Source organism: Micromonospora noduli (assembly GCF_003264475.1).
Taxonomy (GTDB): domain Bacteria; phylum Actinomycetota; class Actinomycetes; order Mycobacteriales; family Micromonosporaceae; genus Micromonospora; species Micromonospora noduli.
Window position 1 is genome coordinate 151,814 of the sequence record NZ_PYAC01000033.1, and the last position, 25,076, is coordinate 176,889.

The 25,076-nt window shown below is 71.8% G+C and carries 20 protein-coding genes; 12 read left to right on the forward strand and 8 right to left on the reverse strand.

Annotated elements, in window-relative coordinates:
• Positions 1–66 precede the first annotated feature (66 nt).
• Positions 67–2,259, forward strand: a complete 2,193-nt coding sequence (locus MED15_RS25340) for an alpha-1,4-glucan--maltose-1-phosphate maltosyltransferase (RefSeq protein ID WP_244220578.1) — start codon at positions 67–69, stop codon at positions 2,257–2,259.
• The gene (gene glgB, locus MED15_RS25345) at positions 2,247–4,349 is read left to right on the forward strand and encodes a 1,4-alpha-glucan branching protein GlgB (RefSeq protein WP_112737120.1); all 2,103 of its coding nucleotides are present in this window, start codon (positions 2,247–2,249) and stop codon (positions 4,347–4,349) included. Before MED15_RS25340 ends, glgB begins: the two co-directional genes overlap by 13 nt.
• Positions 4,350–4,569: 220 nt before the next feature.
• Here glgB and MED15_RS25350 read toward each other — a convergent pair whose 3' ends face one another.
• Positions 4,570–5,577 carry an alpha/beta fold hydrolase gene (locus MED15_RS25350; RefSeq protein WP_244220579.1) on the reverse strand — a complete coding sequence of 336 codons (1,008 nt, stop codon included), beginning with the start codon at positions 5,575–5,577 and terminating at the stop codon, positions 4,570–4,572.
• 83 nt (positions 5,578–5,660) lie between these two features.
• Between MED15_RS25350 and MED15_RS25355 the strand changes: the two genes are divergently transcribed.
• Positions 5,661–6,308, forward strand: a complete 648-nt coding sequence (locus MED15_RS25355) for a TetR/AcrR family transcriptional regulator (protein WP_112731244.1) — start codon at positions 5,661–5,663, stop codon at positions 6,306–6,308.
• 7 nt (positions 6,309–6,315) lie between these two features.
• Here the strand turns inward: MED15_RS25355 and MED15_RS25360 are convergent, their stop codons facing one another.
• Entirely contained in the window at positions 6,316–7,356 is a 1,041-nt protein-coding gene (locus MED15_RS25360) for an App1 family protein (protein ID WP_112585653.1), read from the reverse strand.
• Between the two features lie 174 nt (positions 7,357–7,530).
• On the opposite strand from MED15_RS25360, the gene MED15_RS25365 reads away from it, so the two are divergent.
• The 4 genes from MED15_RS25365 (at position 7,531) to MED15_RS25380 (ending at position 11,887) form a co-directional block, all read left to right on the forward strand.
• A complete protein-coding gene (locus MED15_RS25365; RefSeq protein ID WP_112731246.1) occupies positions 7,531–9,150 on the forward strand; it encodes an ArnT family glycosyltransferase in 1,620 nt (539 codons plus the stop codon).
• 65 nt (positions 9,151–9,215) lie between these two features.
• The gene (gene yaaA / locus MED15_RS25370) at positions 9,216–10,013 is read left to right on the forward strand and encodes a peroxide stress protein YaaA (protein WP_112585555.1); all 798 of its coding nucleotides are present in this window, start codon (positions 9,216–9,218) and stop codon (positions 10,011–10,013) included.
• A gap of 106 nt (positions 10,014–10,119) precedes the next feature.
• Positions 10,120–10,866 (forward strand): hypothetical protein, encoded by a 747-nt coding sequence (locus tag MED15_RS25375; protein WP_244220580.1) that lies wholly within the window; start codon positions 10,120–10,122, stop codon positions 10,864–10,866.
• A 121-nt stretch (positions 10,867–10,987) separates the two neighbouring features.
• A complete protein-coding gene (locus tag MED15_RS25380) occupies positions 10,988–11,887 on the forward strand; it encodes a TAXI family TRAP transporter solute-binding subunit (RefSeq protein ID WP_373861203.1) in 900 nt (299 codons plus the stop codon).
• Positions 11,888–11,897: 10 nt separating this feature from the next.
• Here the strand turns inward: MED15_RS25380 and MED15_RS25385 are convergent, their stop codons facing one another.
• From MED15_RS25385 to MED15_RS25395, 3 genes are all read right to left on the reverse strand, one after another.
• Positions 11,898–13,328 carry a sensor histidine kinase gene (locus MED15_RS25385; RefSeq protein ID WP_112731248.1) on the reverse strand — a complete coding sequence of 477 codons (1,431 nt, stop codon included), beginning with the start codon at positions 13,326–13,328 and terminating at the stop codon, positions 11,898–11,900.
• 9 nt (positions 13,329–13,337) lie between these two features.
• On the reverse strand, positions 13,338–13,994 hold the full coding sequence (locus tag MED15_RS25390) for a response regulator transcription factor (protein WP_091401433.1): 657 nt from the start codon (positions 13,992–13,994) through the stop codon (positions 13,338–13,340).
• Positions 13,995–14,091: 97 nt separating this feature from the next.
• Positions 14,092–14,403 (reverse strand): hypothetical protein, encoded by a 312-nt coding sequence (locus MED15_RS25395; RefSeq protein WP_112601696.1) that lies wholly within the window; start codon positions 14,401–14,403, stop codon positions 14,092–14,094.
• A 113-nt stretch (positions 14,404–14,516) separates the two neighbouring features.
• Here MED15_RS25395 and MED15_RS25400 point away from each other — a divergent pair, with 113 nt between their 5' ends.
• The gene (locus tag MED15_RS25400) at positions 14,517–14,855 is read left to right on the forward strand and encodes a DUF952 domain-containing protein (protein WP_112699791.1); all 339 of its coding nucleotides are present in this window, start codon (positions 14,517–14,519) and stop codon (positions 14,853–14,855) included.
• A gap of 81 nt (positions 14,856–14,936) precedes the next feature.
• On the opposite strand, the gene MED15_RS25405 is transcribed toward MED15_RS25400, so the two are convergent.
• From MED15_RS25405 to MED15_RS25415, 3 genes are all read right to left on the reverse strand, one after another.
• Positions 14,937–16,694 carry a CDP-glycerol glycerophosphotransferase family protein gene (locus MED15_RS25405; protein ID WP_181518463.1) on the reverse strand — a complete coding sequence of 586 codons (1,758 nt, stop codon included), beginning with the start codon at positions 16,692–16,694 and terminating at the stop codon, positions 14,937–14,939.
• A gap of 228 nt (positions 16,695–16,922) precedes the next feature.
• Positions 16,923–19,034, reverse strand: coding sequence for a DUF6077 domain-containing protein (locus MED15_RS25410; RefSeq protein WP_112601695.1), 2,112 nt, complete (start codon positions 19,032–19,034; stop codon positions 16,923–16,925).
• Positions 19,035–19,159: 125 nt separating this feature from the next.
• The gene (locus MED15_RS25415; protein ID WP_112601694.1) at positions 19,160–19,798 is read right to left on the reverse strand and encodes a TetR/AcrR family transcriptional regulator; all 639 of its coding nucleotides are present in this window, start codon (positions 19,796–19,798) and stop codon (positions 19,160–19,162) included.
• A gap of 180 nt (positions 19,799–19,978) precedes the next feature.
• Here MED15_RS25415 and MED15_RS25420 point away from each other — a divergent pair, with 180 nt between their 5' ends.
• The 4 genes from MED15_RS25420 (at position 19,979) to MED15_RS25435 (ending at position 25,051) form a co-directional block, all read left to right on the forward strand.
• The gene (locus tag MED15_RS25420; protein ID WP_112585543.1) at positions 19,979–20,872 is read left to right on the forward strand and encodes an ABC transporter permease; all 894 of its coding nucleotides are present in this window, start codon (positions 19,979–19,981) and stop codon (positions 20,870–20,872) included.
• Between the two features lie 34 nt (positions 20,873–20,906).
• Positions 20,907–21,683, forward strand: a complete 777-nt coding sequence (locus MED15_RS25425; protein ID WP_112585647.1) for an ABC transporter ATP-binding protein — start codon at positions 20,907–20,909, stop codon at positions 21,681–21,683.
• Positions 21,684–21,829: 146 nt separating this feature from the next.
• Positions 21,830–23,347, forward strand: coding sequence for a bifunctional cytidylyltransferase/SDR family oxidoreductase (locus tag MED15_RS25430; RefSeq protein WP_112585541.1), 1,518 nt, complete (start codon positions 21,830–21,832; stop codon positions 23,345–23,347).
• Positions 23,348–23,380: 33 nt separating this feature from the next.
• Complete coding sequence (locus MED15_RS25435) at positions 23,381–25,051, forward strand: CDP-glycerol glycerophosphotransferase family protein (RefSeq protein WP_112737122.1); 1,671 nt, start codon at positions 23,381–23,383, stop codon at positions 25,049–25,051.
• Positions 25,052–25,076 lie beyond the last annotated feature (25 nt).

Consider the following 25,076-nt stretch of genomic DNA (forward strand, 5'->3'; position numbering starts at 1 on the left):
TGGAACCGGTGTGGATCTTGACGGCTTGGCCGCGCGCGAACGGATCTCGCGCAGTAGGTTGGCGGGGTGACTGGACGGTTCCCGATCGAAGACGTCTCCCCCGTCGTCTCGTGCGGGCGATACCCGGCCAAGGCGGTGGTCGACGAGCCCGTTCCGGTGTCGGCGCGCGCCTACCGGGAGGGGCACGACGCGCTGGGCTGCAACGTGGTGTGGGCTGGGCCGGACGGCGCGAGCCGGCCGTTCACCCGGATGCGCCCCGGCGAGCCCGGCCAGGACCGCTGGCACGCCACCATCGCACCGGACGCCGTCGGCTCGTGGTCCTTCTCCGTGGAGGCGTTCCAGGACCCGTACCTGACCTGGCAGAACGCGGTGACCAAGAAGATCGCCGCCGGGCAGGGGCCGGAGGACCTGGCCAACGACCTGGCCGAGGGCGCGCGGGTGCTCGCCGCCGCCCGGGGTCTCGTGCCGACCGCCGACCGGCCCCGGGTCGCCGACGCGCTCACCGCGCTGGTCGACACCGACCTGCCACTGGCGCAGCGGGTCGACCCGGCGCTGGGCCTGGCCGACCTGCTCTGGGAGCACCCGGTCCGGGAGCTGGTCACCGTCGGTGACACGTACTCGATCTGGGTTGACCGCAAGCGGGCGCTCTACTCGGCCTGGTACGAGTTCTTCCCCCGCTCCGAAGGGGCGGTGGGCGGGCGGTCCGGCACCTTCGCGACCGCCACCGAGCGGCTGCCAGGGGTGGCCGCGATGGGTTTCGACGTGCTCTACCTGCCGCCGATCCACCCGATCGGGCGGGTCAACCGCAAGGGCCCGAACAACGCGCTCACCGCCGGGCCGACCGACGTGGGCTCGCCGTGGGCGATCGGCGCCGCCGAGGGCGGCCACGACACCATCCACCCCGATCTGGGTACGCAGGCGGACTTCCGGGCCTTCATCCAGGCGGCGGCGGCACAGGGCCTGGAAGTGGCGATGGACCTGGCGTTGCAGTGCGCGCCGGACCACCCGTGGGTCACCGAGCACCCGGAGTGGTTCACCACCCGGGCCGACGGCAGCATCGCGTACGCGGAGAACCCGCCGAAGAAATACCAGGACATCTACCCGGTCAACTTCGACAACGACCCGGAGGGCATCCGGGCCGAGGTGCTGCGGGTGGTGCTGCACTGGGTCGGCGAGGGCATCCGGATCTTCCGGGTGGACAACCCGCACACCAAGCCGTTCGACTTCTGGCACTGGCTGATCGCCGAGGTGAAGGCGGTCGACCCGGACGTGCTGTTCCTGGCCGAGGCGTTCACCCGGCCGGCCATCATGCACGGCCTCGGCAAGATCGGCTTCACGCAGTCGTACACCTATTTCACCTGGCGCACGACGGCGGCCGAGATGCGGGCGTACTGCGAGGAGCTGATCGAGGCGGCCGACTACATGCGGCCGAACTTCTGGCCGAACACGCCGGACATCCTGCACGAGTCGTTGCAGCACGGCGGCCCGCCGATGTTCAAGATCCGGGCGGTGCTGGCCGCGCTGCTCTCCCCCTCCTGGGGCCTGTACGCCGGTTACGAGCTGTTCGAGCACGTGGCCCGACCGGGCGCCGAGGAGTACCTGGACAACGAGAAGTACGAGCTGCGACCCCGGGACTGGGCCGGTGCCGAGGCGCAGGGCCGCTCGTTGGCGCCGTTCCTCGCCACCCTCAACCGGGTACGCCAGCACAACCCGGCCCTGCATCAGCTCCGCAACCTGCGCTTCCACGAGATCGACAACCCGGCACTGCTCTGCTGGTCCAAGCACGATCCGGAGACCGGCAACACGGTCATCGTGATCTGCTCTTTCGACTCGCGCGAGGTGCAGTGGGGCAACACCACCCTCGACATGCCGGCGCTCGGCTTCGACTGGCACGAACGGTTCACTGTGTACGACGAGCTGACCGGCACCAGTTACGACTGGGGTCAGCGCAACGCGGTACGGCTCGACCCGTACCTGCAACCCGCGCACGTGTTGACAGTGCGTCGCCCGACCCCGCCGACCGTGCCGCTGCCGGCGGGCGCCGAGCCGGCCGACCTCACCGTCGCCGAGGTGCCCGACGACCTCTCCGGCGGCACCGCGCCGACGACACCGGCCACGACGACACCGGCCACGACGACACCGGCCACGAAGACTCCGGCCACGACCCCGGCCACTGTGGCGTCCCGGCTGTCCGCCGCCCGTTCGTCCCGTTCCGCGCCGACCGCTCCCGCACCGAAGGACGCCCGATGGACCAGCTGATCTCCGGCGCGACGCACGACCCGCACGCGGTGCTCGGCGCGCACCCCGCCGACTCCTCGACGACGATCCGCACGATGCGCCGGGGCGCCGCCGACGTGGCGCTGCTCGTCGGCGACGAGCGGTACCCGATGAAGCGGGTGCACGACGTGGGCGTCTTCGAGGCGCAGGTCGACGGCACCGTGCTCGACTACCGGGTGGAGGTCGACGGCACCACCCACGACGACCCGTACCGCTACCCGCCGACCCTCGGCGAGCTGGACCTGCACCTGATCCGCGAGGGCCGGCACGAGCGACTGTGGGAGGCGCTCGGCGCCCGGGTCTTCGACGAGGGCGTGGCGTTCGGCGTCTGGGCGCCCAACGCCCGTGGGGTGCGGGTGATCGGCGACTTCACCGGCTGGGGCCCCGACGACGGCTGGCCGATGCGGTCACTCGGCTCCAGCGGGGTGTGGGAGCTGTTCGTCCCCAACGCCCGGGCCGGGGCCCGCTACAAGTACCGGGTGCTGGGCGCCGACGGGCAGTGGCGGGACAAGGCCGATCCCCTCGCGGCGTACGCCGAGGTGCCGCCGGCCACCGCCTCGGTGGTGCACCACTCGACGTACCGGTGGAACGACGCGGACTGGCTGGTCCGGCGCGCCGAACGGCAGCCGCACCAGGAACCGATGAGCGTCTACGAGGTGCACCTCGGTTCGTGGCGACCCGGGCTGAGCTACCGCGAGCTGGCCGAACAACTCACCGCGTACGTCACCGAGCTGGGCTTCACGCACGTGGAGTTCCTCCCGGTGATGGAGCACCCGTTCGGCGGCTCCTGGGGCTACCAGGTGACCGGCTACTACGCGCCGACCTCCCGGTTCGGCGACCCGGACGAGTTCCGCCACCTCGTCGACCGGCTGCACGCCGCCGGCATCGGCGTACTCCTGGACTGGGTGCCCGCGCACTTCCCGAAGGACGAGTGGGCCCTCGCGCGCTTCGACGGCACCCCGCTCTACGAGCACCCCGACCCGCGGCGCGGCGAGCACCCCGACTGGGGCACGTACGTCTTCGACTTCGGTCGCAACGAGGTGCGCAACTTCCTGGTCGCCAACGCGCTCTACTGGTGCGACCAGTTCCACGTCGACGGGCTGCGGGTCGACGCGGTCGCCTCGATGCTCTACCTGGACTACTCCCGCAACCACGGCGAGTGGGCCCCGAACAAGTACGGCGGCCGGGAGAACCTGGAGGCCATCGCGCTCATGCAGGAGGTGAACGCGACCGTCTACAAGCACCACGCCGGCGTCGTCATGATCGCCGAGGAGTCGACCGCCTGGCCGGGCGTCACCCGCCCCACCGCCGACGGCGGGCTGGGCTTCGGGTTCAAGTGGAACATGGGCTGGATGCACGACACCCTGCTCTACACCTCGAAGGACCCGATCTACCGCCAGCACCACCACCACCAGCTCACCTTCTCCCTGGCGTACGCCTGGAGCGAGAACTACGTGCTGCCGATCAGCCACGACGAGGTGGTGCACGGCAAGGGCTCACTGGCCGGCAAGATGCCCGGCGACACCTGGCAGCGGTTGGCGAACGTCCGGGCGCTGCTGGCGTACATGTGGGCGCACCCCGGCAAGCAACTGCTCTTCATGGGCTCCGAACTGGCCGACGACCGGGAGTGGAGCGAGGAGCGCGGCCTCGACTGGTACCTGCTGCACGACCCGGCCCGCGCCGGTGTGCAACGACTCGTCGGTGACCTCAACCGGGTCTACCGGGACACCCCGGCGCTCTGGGCACAGGACACCGAGCCGGCCGGGTTCCGCTGGATCGCCGGCGACGACGTCGCCAACAACACAGTGTCGTTCGTCCGGATCGCCCCGGACGGCTCGACGCTGGTGTGCGTGGCGAACTTCTCCGCTCAGCCGCTGCACGACTACCGGATCGGCCTGCCGGCCGGCGGAACGTGGACCGAGGTGCTCAACACCGACGCCCACCACTACGGCGGGTCGGGGGTGGGCAACATGGGTGCGGTGCACGCCGAGAACGTGCCGTGGCACGGAATGGTTGCCTCGGCGGCCCTCCAGGTCCCCCCGCTGGGTGCGGTCTGGCTCCGCCAGGGCTGACCCGCTGACGCTCTCCCCATGATCACTTGATGCTGAGTAGTTCTGTGGATCTTCTGGCAACTACTCAGCATCAAGTGATCGAGCGGCGTCCGCTCGTCGAGCCTCGAAGCGTGCGTGCCACGCCATCCACCGTCACTTCCCACCTCCCGCCCCGGCGGGTCGGATGGGACCGTAGCCCAGCGCGGCAACCTCGACGGCAGGCAGGATCGCGGCCGGGGCATCATGGCTGCTCCGCCCGGAGGAACGCGGAGATGTCGGCGGCTATCTCGTTCGGGTATTCGCCGTTGAGGGCGTGCGAAGCGTCCGGGTAGGTCTTCACGGTGCCGTGGGTCAGGGACCGCTCCGCCAGCTTCGCGGCCTCGCCAGCGTCGTGCAGCCGGGACTTTCCCGCCATCAGGACGAGCACCGGGACGTCGACCGCCGCAAGCTGGTCCTCGGATGGCCGGGTCGGAGCGGACAGCTTCATCACGTACGCCTGCATGCCGGCCTCGATCATCCGGGCGACCGGTACGTCCTCCACCGGGGCGCCGTTCGCCGTCCAACTGGTGAAGCTGTCCCGCCAGGATCGGGGCGCCCAGCGAACGCTCACCGGGATGGACCGCAGCACCACCTCCGCTGACAGACCAGCGAAGACCAGGACCGGATCGAGCAGCACGACGCTCCCCACCTTCTGCGGCCGGTGCACCGCGAGGTTCATCGCCGTCCAACCGCCGAACGACACGCCGACCAGGTGGATGGTCGGCTCGGGCAGCGCCAGCAGGACCTCGTGCAACCACTGCGCGTGTGCCGTCGTGCCCGTGATGGGGCGCTGCTGAATGCTCATGCCCGGCTCACCGAGCAGATCGACGGTGTAGACGCCGCGCAGTCGCAGCAACGACGGCAGGTTGTCCGCCCAAACCGGTGACGCCGACGCCCGGCCGGGCAGGAGCAGCAGGGGCGCGGCTGCCGGCTCGGCGCCGCCGCTGAAGTGGTAGAGCCGCACGACGCCGTATCCGGTCCGGACATCGAGCGTGCGGTCGGGGGCCGGCAACTGCGCCATCGCCTCCCGGTACGCACCGACGAAACGGTCGTGGGACTCCGTCGACGTGAAGTAGCCGACGGGTGCGGGGTCGCGCAGCGCGTACGCGATCGCCACCGTGATCACCGCGAGCACCGCGGCGGCCCGGATCAGGAGGCGCCGATGCGCTCGCAGGAATGTGCCCACCCTCCGCACGACCTTCATCACCATGAGGTCAGATTACTAACCGCGTGGTAGAAAATACAACCAGCAGGTCAGAGAGTGGGGGGCGAAGCGGCCGGTACGGTAAGCGGGTGCACCCGAACGACGCCACGTCAGCGCAGGTCCGCCCCGCCAAGCCACTCACGATCACCGAGCAGGCGCGACGGGCGCAACTCATTGGCGTGACCATCGATCTGGTTGCCCGGCACGGCTATTCGGGCACCTCACTCGCCCGGATCGCGGAGGCGGCTGGCATCTCCAAGGCCGCCGTCCTCTACCACTTCCCGTCCAAGGACGCGGTCGTGCGGACCGCGTACGCCTCGGTCCTGGAGTCCCTCACCGGGTACGTCGGCGCCGAAGTCGGGTCGCGATCCGGTGCGCCCGCGGTGGAGGCCTACGTCCGGTCCCTGGTGGCGTACCTGCGGGAGCACCCGGACCACACACGGATGATCGTCGAGGCGTTGAGCGAGGAGACCGGCATCGGTGACACGCCGAACGCGCGCAGTCGGCGGGAGGCGGTCGCCGGTCTGATCGACGCGGCGCGGGCGGCCGGCGACTACCGGCCCAGCATCGACCCGCAGGCCACCGCCGTCATCGTGAACGGGGCCATCGACGCGATCGTGTCGGAATGCCTGGCCGACCCCGAGTTCGACAGCCGCCACGCAGCCGAGGAACTGGTCACCATGCTTCGCCGGTCCCTCGGCACCGCACCGCAGGACGCCGGGAATCCGTCGTCCTGATCGGCTGTCACACCAGGCCGGCGTCGCGCAGTAGCTGCCACAGGCCGGCGCCGTCCGGGGCGGACAGCCACTTCTGCCCCACCGGTCCCGCCGACGACGAGCCGGCCGGGGCGGGCAGGCTGCCGGCCAGCACCGCCTGGGTCGGGGAGAGCCGGCGGATCGCCACCCCGGCGACGTTCTCCGGGTGGGCGGCGGCGAACTCCCGGTAGATCTCCTGGTCGTGCTGCCCGTCGTCGCCGACCAGCAGCCACTTCACGTCGGGAAACTCCTTGGCCATCCGGGCCAGGGTGACCCGCTTGTGCTCCCGCCCGCTGCGGAACCACCGGTCGGCGGTCGGACCCCAGTCGGTCAACAGCAGCGGCCCGGCCGGGTAGAGGTGCCGGGACAGAAACCGGGTCAGCGTCGGTGCCACGTTCCAGGCGCCGGTGGAGAGGTAGAAGACCGGGGCGCCGGGGTGCGCGGTGACCAGCCGCTCGTAGAGCACCGCCATACCGGGAACGGCATTACGGGCGTGCTCGTCGAGCACGAACGTGTTCCATGCGGCGAGCAGCGGCCGGGGCAGCGCGGTCACCATCACCGTGTCGTCGATGTCGGAGATGATGCCGAACTTGACCTCCGGGTCGAGGATGCGCACCGGGGCGTCGACCGGCTCCGCGTCCGGGACACTGAGCCGGACCGTACCCCAGCCGGGCGGCAGGTCCGCCTCGACCAGTGTGTCGACGAAGCCGCTGCGGTCGGCCCGCGTCTCGTGCCGCACCCCGCCGGCCTCGATGGTCACAGTGACGTGCTTGTTCGGCAGCGTCGTGAAGCTGCGCCAGCCGCGGACCTTGTCCAGCCGACCTCGCTGGCGGGTGTCCGGACGGCCCAGCAGCACCCGACACATCACCCGCACCCAACCCGGCGCGCCGTAGCCGGTGTACGCGACGATGTTGACCCGCCAGCCGGTGCGCCGCAGCCGGCGCTCGACGAGCTGGTGCACGGCGTCCTCGATCCGCGCAGCCCGGTGCAGGTTCGGAACGGCCAGTTGGCCGGCGGGAGTGGGTGGCACGCGCCAACCCTGCCACACGTCGACAGCCACGGCCACGCGAGCCGACCCCGGCCGCGCGACCGCGGCCCGGCCACCGTGGAGCCGATCCAGCCCCACTCCGGCTGCGCCGATCCACCTCGGCGACCCGGCCGAACGTGAAACACTCCGGTCGGGACGACGACGGGGGCGCTGGTCGTGTCGCATCCAGAGCAGCACCGTGGGCGATGGCGCCCGCGACTCGATCGGCCGGCGCTCGTCGCGCTGCTGTTCGGGCTCGCCGGTGTCGTCTACCGGCTGGTCCTGACGCTCTTCACGGTGCCGGTGTCGAACAGCGACGAGGCGACCTTCGGCCTCGCCGCGCTGCACATCGGGCAGGGCCGGGAACACCCGGTCTTCCTCTACGGCCAGCACTACATGGGGATGTTGGAGTCGTACCTGGCCGCTCCCCTGGTGGCGGTGTTCGGGCCGAGCTGGCCGGTGCTGCGGCTGCCGATGCTCGCCCTCTACGCGGTCTTCCTCTACCTGATCCACCGGCTGACCCGCCGGCTCGGCACCCCGTGGTTCGCCGCCTTCGTGGTGGGTCTGCTCGCGCTCGGCCCGGAGCGGGTGGTGCGTGACCAGCTCACCGTTGTCGGTGGGCGGCCGGAGGTGAAGCCCGCGGTGCTCCTGATGCTGCTGATCACGGTGGGGTTGGCCGCCGGCACGGTCCACCGCCGACGGCTCGCGATCGGCCTGTTCGGTTTGCTCGTCGGGCTGTCCGTCTGGTCGGACTGGCTGATCCTGCCGTACCTCGCGGTGGCCGGGCTGGCACTGGTCTGGGCGGTGCGGCGGGAGTTGTTGGGCTGGTCCGGTCTGCTGCTGGTGGCGGGGGTGGTCGTCGGCCTGGCTCCGATGATCGTCGACAACCTGCGGGCCGGGCCCGGTGACGACTCGCTGTCGGTGTTCCGGGAGGTCAGCACCAAGGCCGGGCCGCAGCCGCCGTGGTCCGACCGGGTCCGGGGTGGCCTGCTGGAGGGCGTGCCGCTGGCGCACGGGCTCTGCCCGGTGGACGGCTGCGGACGCTGGCAACAGTGGTTCGGCGTGCTGTACCCGGTGCTGCTGCTGGTCGCCGCGGCGCTCGCGGCGCTCGCGTACCGCCGCGCCGCCGGGGCGCCGCGTGGGGAGCGGGTCGGGCCGGTCGTGCAGCTCGCGCTGATCGCCGGCGCGGCGTTGACACTGCTGTCGTACGTGCGCAGTCCGCTCGCCGCGACCAGCCCGCTGGACAACGCCCGGTACCTGTCGGTGCTGCAACTGTCGCTGCCGGCGGTGCTCTGGCCGCTCTGGGTGGCGGCGCTGACCACCTGGCGGGGCACCAGCAGCGTGCTGGGGCGGTTCACCGGCGCGCTGTCCGCCGCCGTGCTGGCCGCGCTGACCGTGACCACCCTGGTGATCACCGTGCTGTTCGCGGCCACCGGCACCGCGGCGTCGCGGACCGAGGAGCGCGAGGCCCGGGAGTTGGCCGCCGCGCTGCGCGCCGACGGACCCCACGAGGTGTACGGGGACTACTGGACCTGCAACCGGTTGATCTTCAATACGGATGAGTCGGTGGTCTGCGGGGTGCTCAACGGAAACCTGTCGCCGGGCCAGAACCGCTACCGACCGTACTGGCGGCAGGTGGGGCGGGCCGAACGGCCGGGCTACGTGGTCGAGGTCGACTCGCCGATGGACCGGCGGTTGCGCCAATTGCTCGCCGACCGGGCCGACGCCGCGCTGGTGCGGGAGGTCGCCGGCTATCGCGTGTACCACCCCGACACCCCGGTGCGGCCCTGGCGGTAGGGGCTGGTCGTACGCTGGCCGGGCCGGCGCGTGGGGCGCCGCCGTTTCGCCCGTCGAGGAGACCCATGCTCATCCTGTTGCCGCCCTCGGAGGGGAAGGCCGACGCCGGCACCGGGCGGCGCTGGGCCCCGGACCGGCTCTCGCTGCCCGAGCTGAACCCGGCCCGCGAGCGGGTGCTGGACGCCCTGGTGGCGCTGAGCGCCGGTCCCGACGAGGAGGCCGCTCGGGCGGCGCTCGGCCTCAGCGAGGGCCAGCGGGGCGAGCTGCGGCGCAACGCCCGACTGCGGGAGGCCGCCACCGCACCGGCCGAGCGGCTCTACACCGGGGTGCTCTACGAGGCGTTGGACCTCGCCTCGTTGCCGGCCACTGCGCAACGGGCGGCCCGCCGGTCGATCCTGATCAGCTCCGGGTTGTGGGGCGCGGTCCGACTGGCCGACCGGATCCCGCCGTACCGCTGCCCCATCGGCGCCCGCCTGCCCGACGTCGGGGCGCTGTCGACGTACTGGCGCAGGGAACTGACGCCGGCGGTGGACGGCGCCGCCGGGCGCGGCCCGGTGCTGGACCTGCGCTCCGGCGCGTACGCCGCCACCTGGACGCCGCGCGGTGAGCTGGCCGAGCGCACTGTCACCGTGCGGGTTCTGCACGAGCGGGAGGTCGACGGCGTGCCGGTCCGCTCGGTGGTCAGCCACTTCAACAAGGCGACCAAGGGGCGTCTGGTCCGGGACCTGCTCGTCGCCGGCGCCCGACCGCGCACCGCTGCGGAACTGGTGGGCACCCTGCGGGAGTTGAAGCACACAGTGCTGGAGCAGGCCACCGCCGCGGGCCGGGTGCGCCAGGTGGATCTGGTGGTCACAGACCTGTAGCCGCACCGCAGCCGCAAGATTTGCTCAAGGCTGGGCCGGACCGGTTCCGTAACGGCGTGCCAGGGGCCACGGTAGGGCAACCCAGACTCCGACAAGGGAGCCTCCGTTGACCCACGAACCCCTAGTGCTCGACCGGCCCCACACCCCGACCACCCCGTCCCCGCTGGGCTGGCTGACACTGGGCGACGCGTTCGAGGCTGCCTGCCTGCTGCGTTGCACACCGCCACCGACCGCCGCCCGGCCCAGCGCGGTACGGGCCGAGCACACCGCCGGGGTGGAGTTCAACCGGGAGGACGCCGCGCAGCGAATGCGGCAACTGCTCAACCGGCTGGACATCCCGGTCACCCACGAGGTGGCCGTCGGTGGCCTGCGTCGCCGTTACGAGCTGCACCGGCTGTGGGTGCCCCGGGAGCACCAGGGCGCGTACACCCGAATGTTGGACGCGGGCTGGTGGCAGGGGCGACGCGAGCTGCTCGGCGGGCCGCTGCCCGGCGCCTCACCGGCCCGCCGACGGTTGGTGACCCGCCTGGCGGAAGCAGCCTGGCGCTCGGCGTTGCTGGCCGCCGGGCGGCACGTCCGCCGGCACATCCTCGGTGTCCGGCTCACCGACCGGGAGCTGGCCGCGGTGCTGATCCGGGGCGCGGCCGTGCTCGACGTGCCGGCCCGGCTCCGCCCCGGCACCGGTTGCTTCCTGGTCAGCGTGGCCGACGGCCCGGACCGGCAGCGCATCCTGCGCAGTGCGGCGTTGGAGCCGGCGCGCGGCCCGATCGCGGAACCCGGGACGGCGCCCGGGGTGACCCCGGCGTCGGCACGGGACGCGGGCGTGGCGCCGGCAGGTCGGGCGGCCTGCTGATCGGGTTCCGACCGTCCGGCACGTCGCCAACCCGGGCTTGCGCGCACCCGCCCGACGGCGCACAGTGCACCGCGTGAGTCGTACCTCGTCCCGCCGGGCCGGCCTGGCCACCCTGTCGACGGTGCTGCTGATCGCGAACCTGGCCATCGCCAGCTGCCGGGACGCCCCGACCGAGCCGACGTCGATCCGGATCGCCACCGGTAGCCCCACCGCGGTCTACTACGCGTTCGGGCAGTCCCTGGCGGCCATCCTCAACCGGGAACTCCCCGACGTACGGGCCAGCGTGGTGATCACCGCCGCCTCGGCGGAGAACGTCCAGCTCGTCGGCTCCGGCGGGGCCGAGCTGGGCTTCACCCAGGCCGACGTGCTGCCCACCAGCACGGCGGGAAGCCCCACTGTCGACGCCGTCGCCCGGGTGTACGACGACCAACTGCACCTGGTCACCACGAGCGGCGGCCCGGTCCGCACGGTCGCCGACCTGCGCGGCCGGCGAGTCTCCGTCGGTGCTGCCGGCTCGGGCACCGAGATCACCGCGACCCGGCTGCTGGAGGTGGCCCGCCTCGGTGGTGACGAGGTGCGCCGCGAACGGCTCGGACTGGACGACTCGGTGGCGGCGCTGCGCTCCGGGCGGATCGACGCGTTCTTCTTCTCCGGTGGGTTGCCGGTCCGGGGCATCGAGGAGTTGGCCGACGCCAGTGCCATCCGGATCGTGGACCTCAGCGAGTGGACCGAGCCGCTGCGCTCACGCTACGGCCAGGTCTACGTCTCCCGGGACATCCCCCGCTCGGTGTACGGGGTGGACGCGGTGACCACCGTGGCCGACCCGAACTACCTGATCGTCCGGGCCGACCTGCCGGAGCCGTTGGTCCGTGAGGTGACCCGGCTGCTGATGGACCGTCGCGCCGAGCTGGCCGCCGCCCATCCGGCGGCGGGACGGATGAGCCCTCGCTCGGCGATCGTCACCGCACCGCTGTCGCTGCACCCCGGCGCCGCGTCCTGGTACCGCGCCACCAAACCGTGACGGCCGGGCCTCACCGCGCCGGGGAGTGTCGCAGGTCGGCGGCCGGTTCCTCCTCCGCCGGCTCCACCTGAAGGGCCGGCGTCGGGAACCACAGGGCGGCGACCAGCCCCCGCGACTCCCCCGGGCGCATGGTGAGCCGCCCGTCCGAGGCGTCCACCAGCACGGCCGCGATGGTCAGACCGAGCCCCGCGCCGTCCACGTTCTGCGCGTCCGGGGCCCGCCAGAACCGCTCGGTCGCCTGGCCGAGCTGACTCTCGGTCATGCCTGGGCCGGAGTCGCGAACCTCCAGCGCCACCCCGCCGTCGCGGCGGGCCACCGTCACCGTCACCGCGCCGCCCGCCCCGCTGAACTTCACCGCGTTGTCGATGAGCGCGTCCAGCGCCTGGTCGACGGCGGTCGGCACGGTCTGCGCGTACGCCGGGGCGTCGGTAGTGGCCAGCCGCAACGCGACCGACCGGTGCCGGGCCAGCGGCGCCCACGCGGCCACCCGGGAGGCGGCCACCGCGGCGGCGTCCACGGTGACGCGCTCGTTCTCCTCCCGTTCGGCCCGGGCGAGGGTGAGCAGCGCGTCGAGCACCAGCGCGAGCCGGTCGGTCTCCTCCAGGGCCAGCCGGTGCTCGGACCGACCGTCCGGGTCGGTGAGGCTGGGCCCCAACTCCTCCACCCGCAACCGCAGCGCGGTGAGTGGGTTACGCAGTTGGTGACTGGCGTGCGCGACGAAGGCCCGCTGCCGGTCCATCACGTCGGAGACCACGTCGGCCATGTGGTTGAAGCTGGCCGCGAGGCGGCGCAGCTCCGGCGGTCCCAGCCGGTGCTGCACCCGGGCTCCCCGGTCGCCCTCGGCGATCTCGTGGGTGACCGCGTCCAGTTCGGTGACCGGGCGCAGCACCCAACCAGCCAGCCCGAACGCGGTGAGCACGCAGGCCAGCACGGCGAGCAGACCGGCCAGGGCGAGCAGCAGCCACCACGCGACGACGGCTCGGCGGATCGGACCGGCCGGGGTCACGATCACCACCGCTCCGAGCACCTCACCTCCGTCGTTGATCGGTACCGCCACCACCACCGGGTCGGTCGTCCACGGCCAGACCGACTCGGGGGCGCTGGTCTGCTGCCCGGACAGCGCGACGTCCAGCACCGTCGCGGTCCCCGGGCTGGCCTGCCACCTCGGCGACGAGACCGGAATGTTCCGGTCCCGGTCGACGATCGCGGCGCTGATCGCGTACAGGTCGTCGTAGCTGGTCAGCTCCGACTCGATCGGGCCGGGCCCGCCGTCGCGCAACGCCGGGCCGGCCAGCGAGGCGAACCGGGTGGCGTCGGCGAGCCGGTCGGCGCGGACCCGTTCGGTCTCACGGCTGGCCATGGTGGCGGCCAGTGGGGTCTCCAACGCGATGAGGACGAGGACCATCAGCAGCAGATAGCTGATCACCAGGCGACGGCGCACGTCAGCTCCTCACGCGTCGCGCAGCCGGTAGCCGACGCCGCGTACGGTCTCCACCAGGCGGGCGTCGCCGAGCTTGCCGCGCAGCGACCCGACGTGCACCTCGACGGTGTGCCGGTCGGCCCAGGTGGTGCCCCAGGCGTCGAGCAGGATCCGATCGCGGGGCACCGCCACCCCGGGCTGGCGGGCCAGCGAGAGCAGCACGTCGAACTCCTTGCGGGTCAACGTGACGGCGCGGCCGTCGACGGTCACCGTCCGCGCGGCCACGTCGATGCGGACCGGCCCGGCCTCGATGAGGTGCCGCTCGGGCGCGGCGTTCGCGGCGCGGCGCAGCACCGCCTCGATCCGGGCCTGCAACTCCACCATCGAGAACGGCTTGACCACGTAGTCGTCAGCGCCCAGGCGCAGACCCAGCACCCGGTCACGTTCCTCGCCCCGGGCGGTCACCGCGATGATGCCGAGCTGACTGCTGCGCCGACGCAGCTCCCGGCACAGGTCCGTGCCGTCCCCGTCGGGCAGGGTCAGGTCGAGCAGCACCAGGTCACAGGGGGCGGCGGAGAGCGCCGCGGCGACGGTGGCGGCGTGCTCGACCTCGTACCCCCGGCGGGTGAGGGCGGAGGACAGCGCAGCGGCCACCCGGCGGTCGTCCTCCACCAGCAGGATCCGCACCCGTGCCCCCGTCCCTCGCAGCGCTGTTCTGCGAATGGTGGCAGAAGTGCGCGGGGACCGGGAGGCCGCCCACCCGCGCTGGGCGGGCTACCGGCCGCTACAGGCCGAAGGTGTCGTCGGCGACAGCGTCCCGGACGCCGTCGGTGAACCCGCGGAAGCCCGGGTCCTCGTGGCTGGCCGGCACGCTGGTGACGTTGACCCCGCTGGCCTGCGTGACCGCGTCGACCAGGGCCGGATAGTCGATTTCGGCATCCTGGAGGGCGTCATCGTCCGCCTCGGCAAGGTTGATCACGTGCTGCACGTCGTCGGACGACGTGTCCGGGTCATCGGCCCACTCGCCGCCGGCCTGGTAGCACTCGTCGTACAGCGCGCGCTGGCTGTCGGTCCAGTCGTCGTCGTAGCTCTGCATCGCCCATCCCTCCGCGGCCCTTGACCTGAGCATGCCCGGCGGGAGGCGACGGGCGCGGCGGTACCGGCGAAAACCGGGCGGGCGCGCCGACCACGGCCCCGTACGCTGCTGTGGTGATCTACAAACTGCTGTCGAGCGCCGAATGGGACGACGCCCTCGCCGCCGGTGCCTTCACCGGCTCCGCGGTGGACCGGCAGGACGGGTTCATCCATCTCTCCGGCGCCGACCAGGTGGTCGAGACGGCGCGGCGGTACTTCACCGGGGCGACCAGGTTGACACTGCTCAGCGTCGAGGAGGAGCGACTGGGCGACGCGCTGCGGTGGGAGCCGTCACGCGGCGGGCAGCTCTTCCCGCACGTGTACGGCCCGCTGCCGGTCACGGCGGTGGTGGCGGCGCGGGCGTTGCCGGCGGACCTTCCGGCTGCCGACGCGGTGGCCGCCCTGCTGGGCTGACCCGGTGGCCGCGCTGCTGGCTGACACGGACGCGCCCGGCCCGACAGTGTCGGGCCGGGCGCGATGCCGTAGTGACGGGGCTCAGTGGCAGAGCCGGTCGATCTCCTGCTGGAACCGGTCCATCGGGTTCGCCTCGGCGGGGCCGAGCAGGTAGGTCTTCAGCTCCCGGCGGGCCTCGGTCATCGGGTCGTCGCCGGCCCGGGTGACCGACACGATCTTCTCCAGCTCGCCGCAGTCCTTGGAGAGCAAGTACGCGGCCCGCGCCGTCGGGTACTCGCGGCGGAAGTCGTCCTCCGACAGGCCGGCCGGGTTGGCCACCACGTACGGCCGCTGGCTCTGCACGAAGTCGGACACCACACTGGACACGTCGCTGATCAGCAGATCGGTCTGGTTGAAGCAGTCGAACAGCGCCGGCGTGCGGCCGGTGACCACCAGGTGCGCGGTGCCGTCCAGCGAGGACGCGTCCGGGTTGCCGCCGGCGGCGCGGATCGCCGTGACGACCCGTTCGTGCACGGCCTTCGCCGCCTTGGACCGCGACCCGGTGAGCGGGTGCGGCTTGTAGATCAGGCGGACCCGGGGGTTCGTGGCGAGCAGTCCCTTGACGATCCGCTCACCCATCAGCACCAGCGAGGTGTGGTACGGGTCGTCGTCGAGCCAGCCCTCCCAGGTGGGCGCGTAGAGCACTGTGAACGGCCGGTCCACCGACTCGGCGCCGAAGGTGTGCACACCGGCGAGCTGCGGCCGGCCGATCTCGACGATGTCCTGGTCGAGCACACCCACACCGGCCCGCGCGTAGCGCTCCCGGCCGGCCAGGCCGGCGACCCAGACCTCGTCGTACACCTTGCTGTAGGGGTTGACGCTGGCCTGCTTGTCGCTGTCGCCGTGCCCGACGAAGACGTGCTTCGTACCCGGCTCGCGGAGCATGTGGATGTTCGCGCCGACGTTTGCGGAGTAGAGCGCCGCGCGGATGCCGCCGAGGTCGAGGTTCATGAAGTCGACGCCGGCCGGTACGCAGATCACCGGCAGCCGGGTGTCGGCCAACTCCAGGAACGCCTCCCGGCTGCGCATCAGCACCACCGCGCGCTGCTGGAGCGCCTCGGTCGGGGCGAGCCACATGTTCGCCTGGTAGACGTCCTTGGCCGGGCCGGCGAAGTAGAGCGCCACCTCCGGCCGGTAGTTGTCCAGCCAGCGCTGGACCGCCGGCAGCAGCGGGCCCTGCCCGGCGCCCCGACCCCGGAGCCAGGTCAGCGCGATGATGGCGCCCACCAGACCGGTCGCCACGACCGCCACCGCGCCGGCCGCGAAGAACGGCGTCGGATCGTGCTGCACCGCGGCGGCCACGCCGGCCGGCACCAGCAGCAGGTTGAGCAGGGGCATCCGGTCACCGGCGACCGCCGCCGCCCAGGCGGGTGGTTGGGGGGCGCTGGACAGTGGACCCAGCTCGATGTTGCGCACCATGGCGGAGAGCGGGTTACGCCGCTCGATCATGGTGGAGAGCGCACCGGCGAAGACCGACACGACCCACACCGCGGCCGGCAGCACCAGCAGCAGGGTCAGCTCGCCACCGCTGAGCCGCACCTCGGCAACGACCAGCAACACGGCGGCGAGGTCCCGGGTCAGCTGCCGGTACGACCAGTGCAGGCCCACCTTCTCCAGCAGCAGCTGCGACGGCGGAGACCAGCGGGCGACGGCGAACTCGCCGAAGATGGCGGCCAACCCGGCGACGGCGAACAGGCCGATCCAACCGAATACGCCACCGACGAGCATGACCAGGTAGGCCAGGACCAGTAGCGCACTCTGGGCGGCCACACCGAGGCGTCCTGTCAACGTGCCGAACAAACGAGTTCGCTCCCTACGAGATTTCGTTGCGGGCGGTGCCCGTGATGGACCGACGTCACTCCCCCGTCGCACAGCGGCTCAGTAGCGGCCGGCTGCGTGTGACTGCGACCTTAACGCGAGGGGACAGCTCGGTGTCGCTCGGGTATCCGGCACCATTTCGGGCAAAGTTCCGCACCGGGGCGCGCCCGACCCCACCACGGGGCCGGGCGCTCGGTGCGGGTGAAGCGCTCAGCCGACCCGCCGGAAGCAGGTCATGGCGCCGGGCGCCTTGCGCTTGGCGAACTCCTGGTAACCCAGCTGCGGCGCGGTGTCGCGGGCGTACCGGTTGCCGTTGTAGACGCAGATTGTGCCCACGTCGAGGCGGTCCAGTGCCGGCTTCAACTCGGCCGGCGTCGGGCTGGCGGCGCCGTCCGCGAAGCCGGCGAGCAGCAGTCGGTCCTTGGCGAACTGGGAGTTGAGGTCGTACTCGACGAGGTAGAAGTCACGGGGCAGGACAACCCGGACCTCGCTGGTGACGATCGGCGTGGTGCGCATGATCGTCTTCGGGGCGAGCAGCAGGCCCTGGGGACGGTCCAGGTCCTTGATCCAGAACGCGATCGCCTGACGCTGCTGCGGAAGCTTCCAGGTGGGGCGGTCGTGCACCTCGACCCAGCTCTTCGGCGACCACATCGGCGTGGCGAACAACGCGAACGAGGCGACCAGCAGCACCGCGATCCCCCCGGACGCCGCCCGGCGCAGCGCCCGGGTCGGTGCCGGCACGCGCACCGTGCAGAGCAGACCGATCAGCGTCGGCAGGGCGAGCAGCCACGGCACGCGCCAGAGCACCACCGAGATGCCGCTCAACGCGCTCAGCAACTCCAGCACGCCGGGCACGAACAACACGCTCAGCGCTAGGGCGGCGCCGGCGGCGAGCAGCGCGGGCGTACGCCGACGGGCGATCAACGCGCCGCACCACAGCGCCAGACCGCTGATCACCCCGACCACGCCGAACAGCAGGGTCCGCCGGTAGGTGTACGCCGCGTCGAAGAAGGCGTCGTCCGCGCCGGTCGCGCTCATCCCGCCGAGCAGCAGGCGGGAGACCACCAGCGAGCCGATCGGGTACGCGAGGGCGGCGACCGCCGCGACCACGGCGGCCTTCCACCGGCCGACCAGCAGCATGGCGAACCCGGCGGCGCCGACCAGCATCGGCAGGATGATCGCCGCGGTGTTGGTGAGCCCGATCGCGGTGATCGAGAGCGCCACGATGAGCAGCAGGCTGCGCCGCGACCGGTTGTCGAACCACTCGGTCAGGTAGAGCCACATCAGCGGGATGACCGCCGAGACGAACATGCCCTTGCCCTCGTGCAGCCGGGGAATGTGGAACGTGCCCAGTGCGGCGTCCCCGCCCGCGACGAGGTAGAGGTACGCGATCGCCACGGTGAAGGCGAGCACCGGACGGCGCGGGGCCCACCGGTGCGTCAGCCGCCACAGCGCCAGCGCTGCGAGCACCGCCATGATCGGCAGCAGCACGTACCAGAGGGCCGAGCTGGCGTGGATGCCGATGACGTTGGCGAACGCGCCGTCGAACACCTCGATCGACGGGATGGGCGGCTGCGAACCCATCGACGGCAGCACGTTCTCGGAGAACAGGAAGTCGTTGAGCGGGATCAGGTCACGCTCGGCGATCCACACCGACTTGCCGACGTAGTAGACGTCGTCCGGGGTGTTGCGGGCCATGAAGAACGACGAGATGCCGACCAGGACCGAGACGACCAGCGCGTACGCCGACTGCGCCGGGGTGGGCGCCGGGGCGGCCGGCGTGGGCGTCGGGCCGTTCAGCCAGGCCTGGCGCACCAGCAGCAGCCCGCCGACGGCCGCGAGCAGGCCGGACACGGCCGGGATCCACCAGGAGACGTTGACGCTGGTGTTGGCCAGACCGGCGGAGACGGCGGCCACGGCGGCGGCGACCAGCACACCGATCAGCAGGCGACGGTCGGCGGCGGGCCGCGCGCTGACGGGCTCCTCCCGTGCCGCCGACACGCTGTCGGCCGGGGCGCTGTCGGCCGGGGCGCGGCGGCGGGCGCGCAGCACGGCCACGACCGCGAGCACCACACAGGCCAGCAGCCAGATCCGGAAGGTGACCGACGGACGCAGGTCACCCAGGAAGGCCAGGTGGTAGAGCACTGTGAAGAGCGCGAATGCGATCACCGCACCATCGGTGAGCACCGCCGGGGCGACGGCCACCAGCGCGCGTACCCGGGACAGCCCGGTGCGGGCGTCGGCGGGCCGGGATGCCTGCCCGGGCCGCGGCGTCGGATCCGGTTCGGCGGGCGCTACGGCGATGCTGTCGACGTTGGCCACGGGCGTCCTTACTCGTCGGGCGGATGAGGGGCGTCGGCACGGTGACGGCCGGGTGTCAAGGGGGCAGCGTAGCGGAATCGGGCAGGGGGGCCGTTGCTGCCGACGACCGGGTGTCGGGGAGCTGGTCAACCCGCCATCGGTGCCGCCCGCGGGCGGGGCAGCGCGCTGTCGGCGCCGAGCCCGGCCGCCACGGATTCGACCAGATTGTCGAGGTAGCTGTCGGTCAGTGGGAGACGGGCGATGGCGAGCCGCCAGTAGAGCGGCCCCACGATGAGGTCGACGGCGGCGTCCAGCTCCGTGTCGGCGGGCAGTTCGCCACGCTGCACGGCCCGGGTGACCAGGTGACCGCCGATCTCCTGCTGCCGGGCGTGCAGCACCTGACGCAGGGTCGCGTCGATGCTGGGGTTGCGGGCGGCCTCGGCCAGGAGATCCGGAATGATCTGCGACGCCAGTGGGTGGCGCAGCGCGTGCGCCACCGCCTGGAACAGCAGCGCGAGATCACCGCGCAGCGTGCCGGTGTCCAGTGCGGGGAGCTTGCCGTGTGCCGCAGCGGCGACGACCTCCAGCACCAGATCGAGCTTCGAGCTCCACCGTCGGTAGATCGCCGTCTTGCTGACGCCGGCCCGCCGGGCCACCGCCTCGATGGAGAGCCGGCCGTAGCCGACAGCGGCGAGCTCCTGCATCAGCGCCCGGCGGATCGCCGTGGTGATCTCGTCGCGCAGCACCGCCGCGCCGGCCGGCGCCCGCCTCTTCTCGGTGGTCATCGAGGGCTCTTATCGCAGGTCACGCCGGATAGCGTAGCGCAACGACGGTACGGTTGCGTCCCGACGTGTTTCGGACTACTGTCCTCGCAGCGACGAGGCGGCGCCCCGCGCAAATTTCCCACTAGGATTCGATCGTCGCGAGCAACCCCCGTCTGCACGAAAGATCGGAGCGCCATTTCCATGGCCACCACCGCGCTGGTCGACCCCGACACGGGCCTGACCCAGGCGCAGCTGGCCGCTCGGCACGGGCTACGGGTCGCCGGTGAGCGACCCAGCCTCGTCGAGTACAGCCGCCGACTCTGGGCCTACCGGCACTTCATCGCCGCGTACGCCAATGCCAAGCTCGTCGCCTCGTACAGCAACGCCAAGCTGGGTCAGCTCTGGCAGGTGCTCACCCCGCTCACCAACGCGGCGGTCTACTACCTGATCTTCGGGGTGGTGCTTGCACAGAACAGCATCCCGAACTTCATCGCCTACCTGACCACCGGGTTGTTCATCTTCAACTTCACCCAGAGCGCGGTTCTGGCCGGCACCCAGTCGATCAGCAGCAACCTGGGGCTGATCCGGGCGCTGCACTTCCCCCGGGCCAGCCTGCCGCTGTCCACCACGATCACCCAGTTCCAGCAACTGCTGGCCTCGATGGTGGTGCTGGTCGGCATCGTGCTGGTCACCGGCGAGCCGCTCACCTGGGAGTGGTTGCTGCTGGTGCCGGCGCTGCTGCTGCAGGCGGTGTTCAACGCCGGCGTGGTGCTGCTGGTGGCCCGACTGGGCGCCAAGTCGAGCGACCTGAAGCAGGTCATGCCGTTCATCATGCGTACCTGGATGTACGGCTCCGGCGTCCTCTACAGCGTCAGCCTCTTCGACCGGCTGCCCGGCTGGGCGACGACAGTGGTGCAGTACAACCCGCTGCTGGTCTACATCGAGCTGGCACGGTACTCGCTGCTCGAGGAGGCCCCGCTGCTCAACGAGTCGCTGACCCAGCTCTGGCTGGTCGGCGCCGGTTGGGCGCTGGTCGCCGGCATCGGCGGTTTCATCTACTTCTGGCGCGGCGAACAGGAGTACGGCCGTGGTTGATCACTTCGACGCCCCCACCGAGGCGAGCGCGACGATGACCCGAACCCAGGAGCGCATCCCGACAGTGGTCGTGGACGACGCGCACATCATCTACCGGGTGCACCAGGGTGCCGCCGGTGGCACCACGCCGGTGGCCGCGCTGCGCCGGCTGGTCAAGCGCACCCACGCGCCGAACGTCCGGGAGGTGCATGCGGTCAAGGGCATCTCGTTCACCGCGTACCGGGGCGAGGCGATCGGGCTGATCGGCAGCAACGGCTCCGGCAAGTCCACCATCCTGCGGGCCATCGCCGGTCTGCTGCCGGTGAACCGGGGGGCCATCCACACCCAGGGGCAGCCGTCGCTGCTGGGCGTCAACGCCGCCCTGCTCAACGACCTCTCCGGGGAGCGCAACGTCGTCCTCGGGTGCCTGGCCATGGGCATGCATCCCGATGACGTGGCCAAGCAGGCCGCGGGAATCATCGACTTCTCCGGGATCAACGAGCGGGGTGACTTCGCCAGCCTGCCGATGCGGACGTACTCGTCGGGCATGGCGGCCCGGCTGCGGTTCTCCATCGCCGCCGCCAAGAAGCACGACGTGCTGCTCATCGACGAGGCGCTCGCCACCGGCGACAAGGGCTTCCGTAGGCGCAGCGAGCAGCGGGTGCGGGAGCTGCGGGAGGGCGCGGGGACGGTGTTCCTGGTCAGCCACCAGCTCTCCTCCGTACGGGACACCTGCGAACGGACGATCTGGCTGGAATCGGGCGTCATCCGGATGGATGGCCCCACCGACGAGGTCATCCGGGCGTACGAGGCATACGCGAACAGCAAGTAGAGTTCCGGCGAACGTCCGGCATCGACATGGCACCCGAGGACCGCGTCACCCGCGTTGGGGCGACGCGGTCCGCGCGTTAAGGTTCATTCCGTCGCCGCTCGGGCGGAACCTTCCGTTAACGCATCCCTGAGAGTGAGGATCCGGCAATGACGCAGGACCAGACCCCTGGCCCGGACGCCGAAGCGGAGACCCCGACGCCGTGGCGGCCCTCGCGGACAGTGGCGGTGGTTCTGGCCGGCGGCACCGGGACGCGGCTGGGGCTCGGCATCCCGAAGCAGCTGCTGAAGATCGCCGGTAAGCCGATCATCGAGCACACCCTCGCGGTCTTCGAGGCGGCACCGGAGATCGACGAGATCATCGTGCTGATGGCCACCGGCCACGTCGAGGACGCCCAGCAGATCGTCGAGAAGGCCGGCCTGCGCAAGGTCACCAAGGTGATCGAGGGCGGTGACACCCGCAACGCCACCACCCGGATCGCGCTGGACGCGGTCGGCCCGGAAGACTGCAACATCCTCTTCCACGACGCGGTACGCCCGCTGCTCAGCGGCCGGATCGTGCGCGAGTGCGTCAACGCGCTCTGGAGCTACGACGCCGTGGACGTGGCCATCCCCTCCGCGGACACGATCATCCAGGTTGACGACAACGACTGCATCACCGACATCCCGGTGCGCTCCCGGCTGCGCCGTGGTCAGACCCCGCAGGCGTTCCGCTCCCCCACGATCCGGGCGGCGTACCAGATCGCCGAGGACGACCCGGACTTCGCCGCCACCGACGACTGTGGCGTGGTGCTGCGCTACCTTCCCGGCACCCCGATCAAGGTGATCGACGGTTCGGACGAGAACATCAAGGTCACCCACCCGGTCGACGTGCACCTGGCGGACAAGCTCTTCCAGCTCGCCGCCGCGCAGGCGCCCCGACTGACCGACCACCGCAGCTACAGCGAGGAGCTGACCGGCCGGACCATCGTGGTGTTCGGCGGCAGCTACGGCATCGGCCACGAGTTGGCCGAGCTGGCCCGGCGCTACGGCGCCCAGGTCTTTCCGTTCAGCCGTTCCAGCACGGGCACCCACGTGGAGCGGGCCGAGGACGTCGAGGCCGCGCTGACGACCGCCTTCGAGGCCACCGGCCGGATCGACCACGTGGTGGTCACCGCCGGCATCCTGGAGAAGGGCGCCCTCGCCGAGATGGACGAGGAGACCATGGACCGGGTGCTCCAGGTCAACTTCGTCGGCCCGGTGACCATCGCCCGCCAGGCCCTCCCGTACCTGCAGCAGACCAAGGGCCAGTTGCTGCTCTACACCTCCAGCTCCTACACCCGGGGCCGGGCCCGCTACGCGCTCTACTCGGCCACCAAGGCCGCCCTGGTCAACCTCACCCAGGCGCTCGCTGACGAGTGGGCCGACGTGGGCGTCCGCGTCAACTGCATCAACCCGGAGCGCACCGCCACGCCGATGCGGACGCGGGCCTTCGGCGAGGAGCCGGAGCACACCCTGCTCGCCGCGGAGGCCGTCGCCCAGTCGTCGCTGGACGTGCTGATCTCCGACCTGACCGGTCAGGTGATCGACGTACGGCGGGCACCCGGTGACGGGCCCACGCCGAGCGTGCCGGCGCAGTCCGGGTCGGGTCGGGTCGAGACGCCGGCCGGCGCGACGTCCGCGAACTGACGCCGACGGCTGCGGAACCACGAACGGAGCGACATGCGCGGCGACCTGGTCCGAAAACTGGCCGCCCGGTGCCTGACCACCGGGTTGGCCGTGCTGGCCTTTGTCGTGCTGGCGCTGACCGGCGCCACCGGCTGGGGGCTGGCGTTGGCCGTCGCCGCGCTGGCCGCCTCGGCCGCCGAGCAGCGGATCCGGCCCGGCGCCGACCTGGTGGCGGAGACCACGTTGATCGCCGCGGCGATCCTGGTCGGTTACTCCCGGCGGCTGGACGACGGGCTCAACCTCGCGCTGGTCGCCACGGGGCTGGTCCTGCTGGGGCTGGTGCTGCTGGTGGGGCCGCTGCGCACCGCCGGCGGTCTGGAGATCCGGGCGGCCAACCTGCCGGTACGCGCCTGGACGCCGCTGATCGCCGACCGGCTCGGCACGGCCCTGCTCGGGCTGCTCGCCGCCCTGGCGCTCGCCGCCGCGCTCGCCCTGCCGACCGGTGTGGCGCTGGCCGCCAGCCTGCTGGTCGGCGCGGGCGCCGGTGCGGTCGCACTGGACCTCGCCCGGCGGCGGTTCCGGCCGCGGGCCGGTGGCGGGTCGGTTACCGCCGCGCTGCGCCGGCACCAGCCGGAGTTCCTGCTCTACTTCTCCGCGCCTCCCGGCTCGGAATACCAGGTCACCATGTGGCTGCCGTACCTGGAACGGATCGGCCGGCCGTTCCTGGTCGTGCTGCGTGAGCCGGAGTTCCTGGCACCGATCGCGGCAGCCACCGACGCGCCGGTGGTCTACTGCCCCACCCTGCAGGCGATAGACGAGGCGTTGGTGCCGAGCCTGCGGGCGGCGTTCTACGTCAACCACGGTGCGAAGAACAGCCACTGCGTCCGATTCACCCAGCTCACCCACATCCAGCTGCACCACGGCGACAGCGACAAGGCGCCGAGCGCCAACCCGGTGTCGGGGATCTTCGATCGGATCTTCGTGGCCGGGCAGGCGGCGATCGACCGGTACGCCCGCGCCGGAGTGCAGATCCCGGCGGACAAGTTCGTGGTGGTGGGTCGCCCACAGGTCGAGTCGATCGAGGTACGCCCGGAGCCCGCAAGAGGGTTGGCGCACCCGACGGTGCTCTATACGCCGACCTGGACCGGGCACCACGCCGACGCCGACTACTGCTCGCTGCCGGTGGCCGAAAGCCTGCTGCGCCGACTATTGGAGCGCGGCGCGACGGTGATCCTGCGGGCCCACCCGTACACCGCGCAGAACCCGGCATCAGCCCGCCAAGTGGGCCGCCTGACCGAGTTGCTCGTCGCAGACCGGGCCCGCACCGGCCGCCAGCACCTGGTCGGCGCGGCGGCTCGGGAGCTGAGCCTGACCGAGTGCGTCAACACCGCCGACGCGCTGGTCTCCGACGTGTCCGGCGTGATCTCGGACTTCCTCTACTCCGGCAAGCCGTACGCGGTCACCGACATGGGCGACGAGGGCGACCGGTTCGTGGAGCGGTTCCCGCTGGCCGGGTCGGGTTACGTGCTGCGCCGGGACATGTCCAACGTGGACGAGGTGCTGACCGCACTGCTGGACACCGATCCGCTGGCCGAGGCCCGCTGGGCCACCCGCCGCCGCTACCTGGGTGACTTCCCGGCCGAGTCGTACGCTGAGGCGTTCCTGACCGCTGCCCGCCGGGAGCTGGCACCGGCTGAGACACTGACCGCGTCCACACCGGCGTAGGGTCTGTTTCATAAGGGCGGTCGAG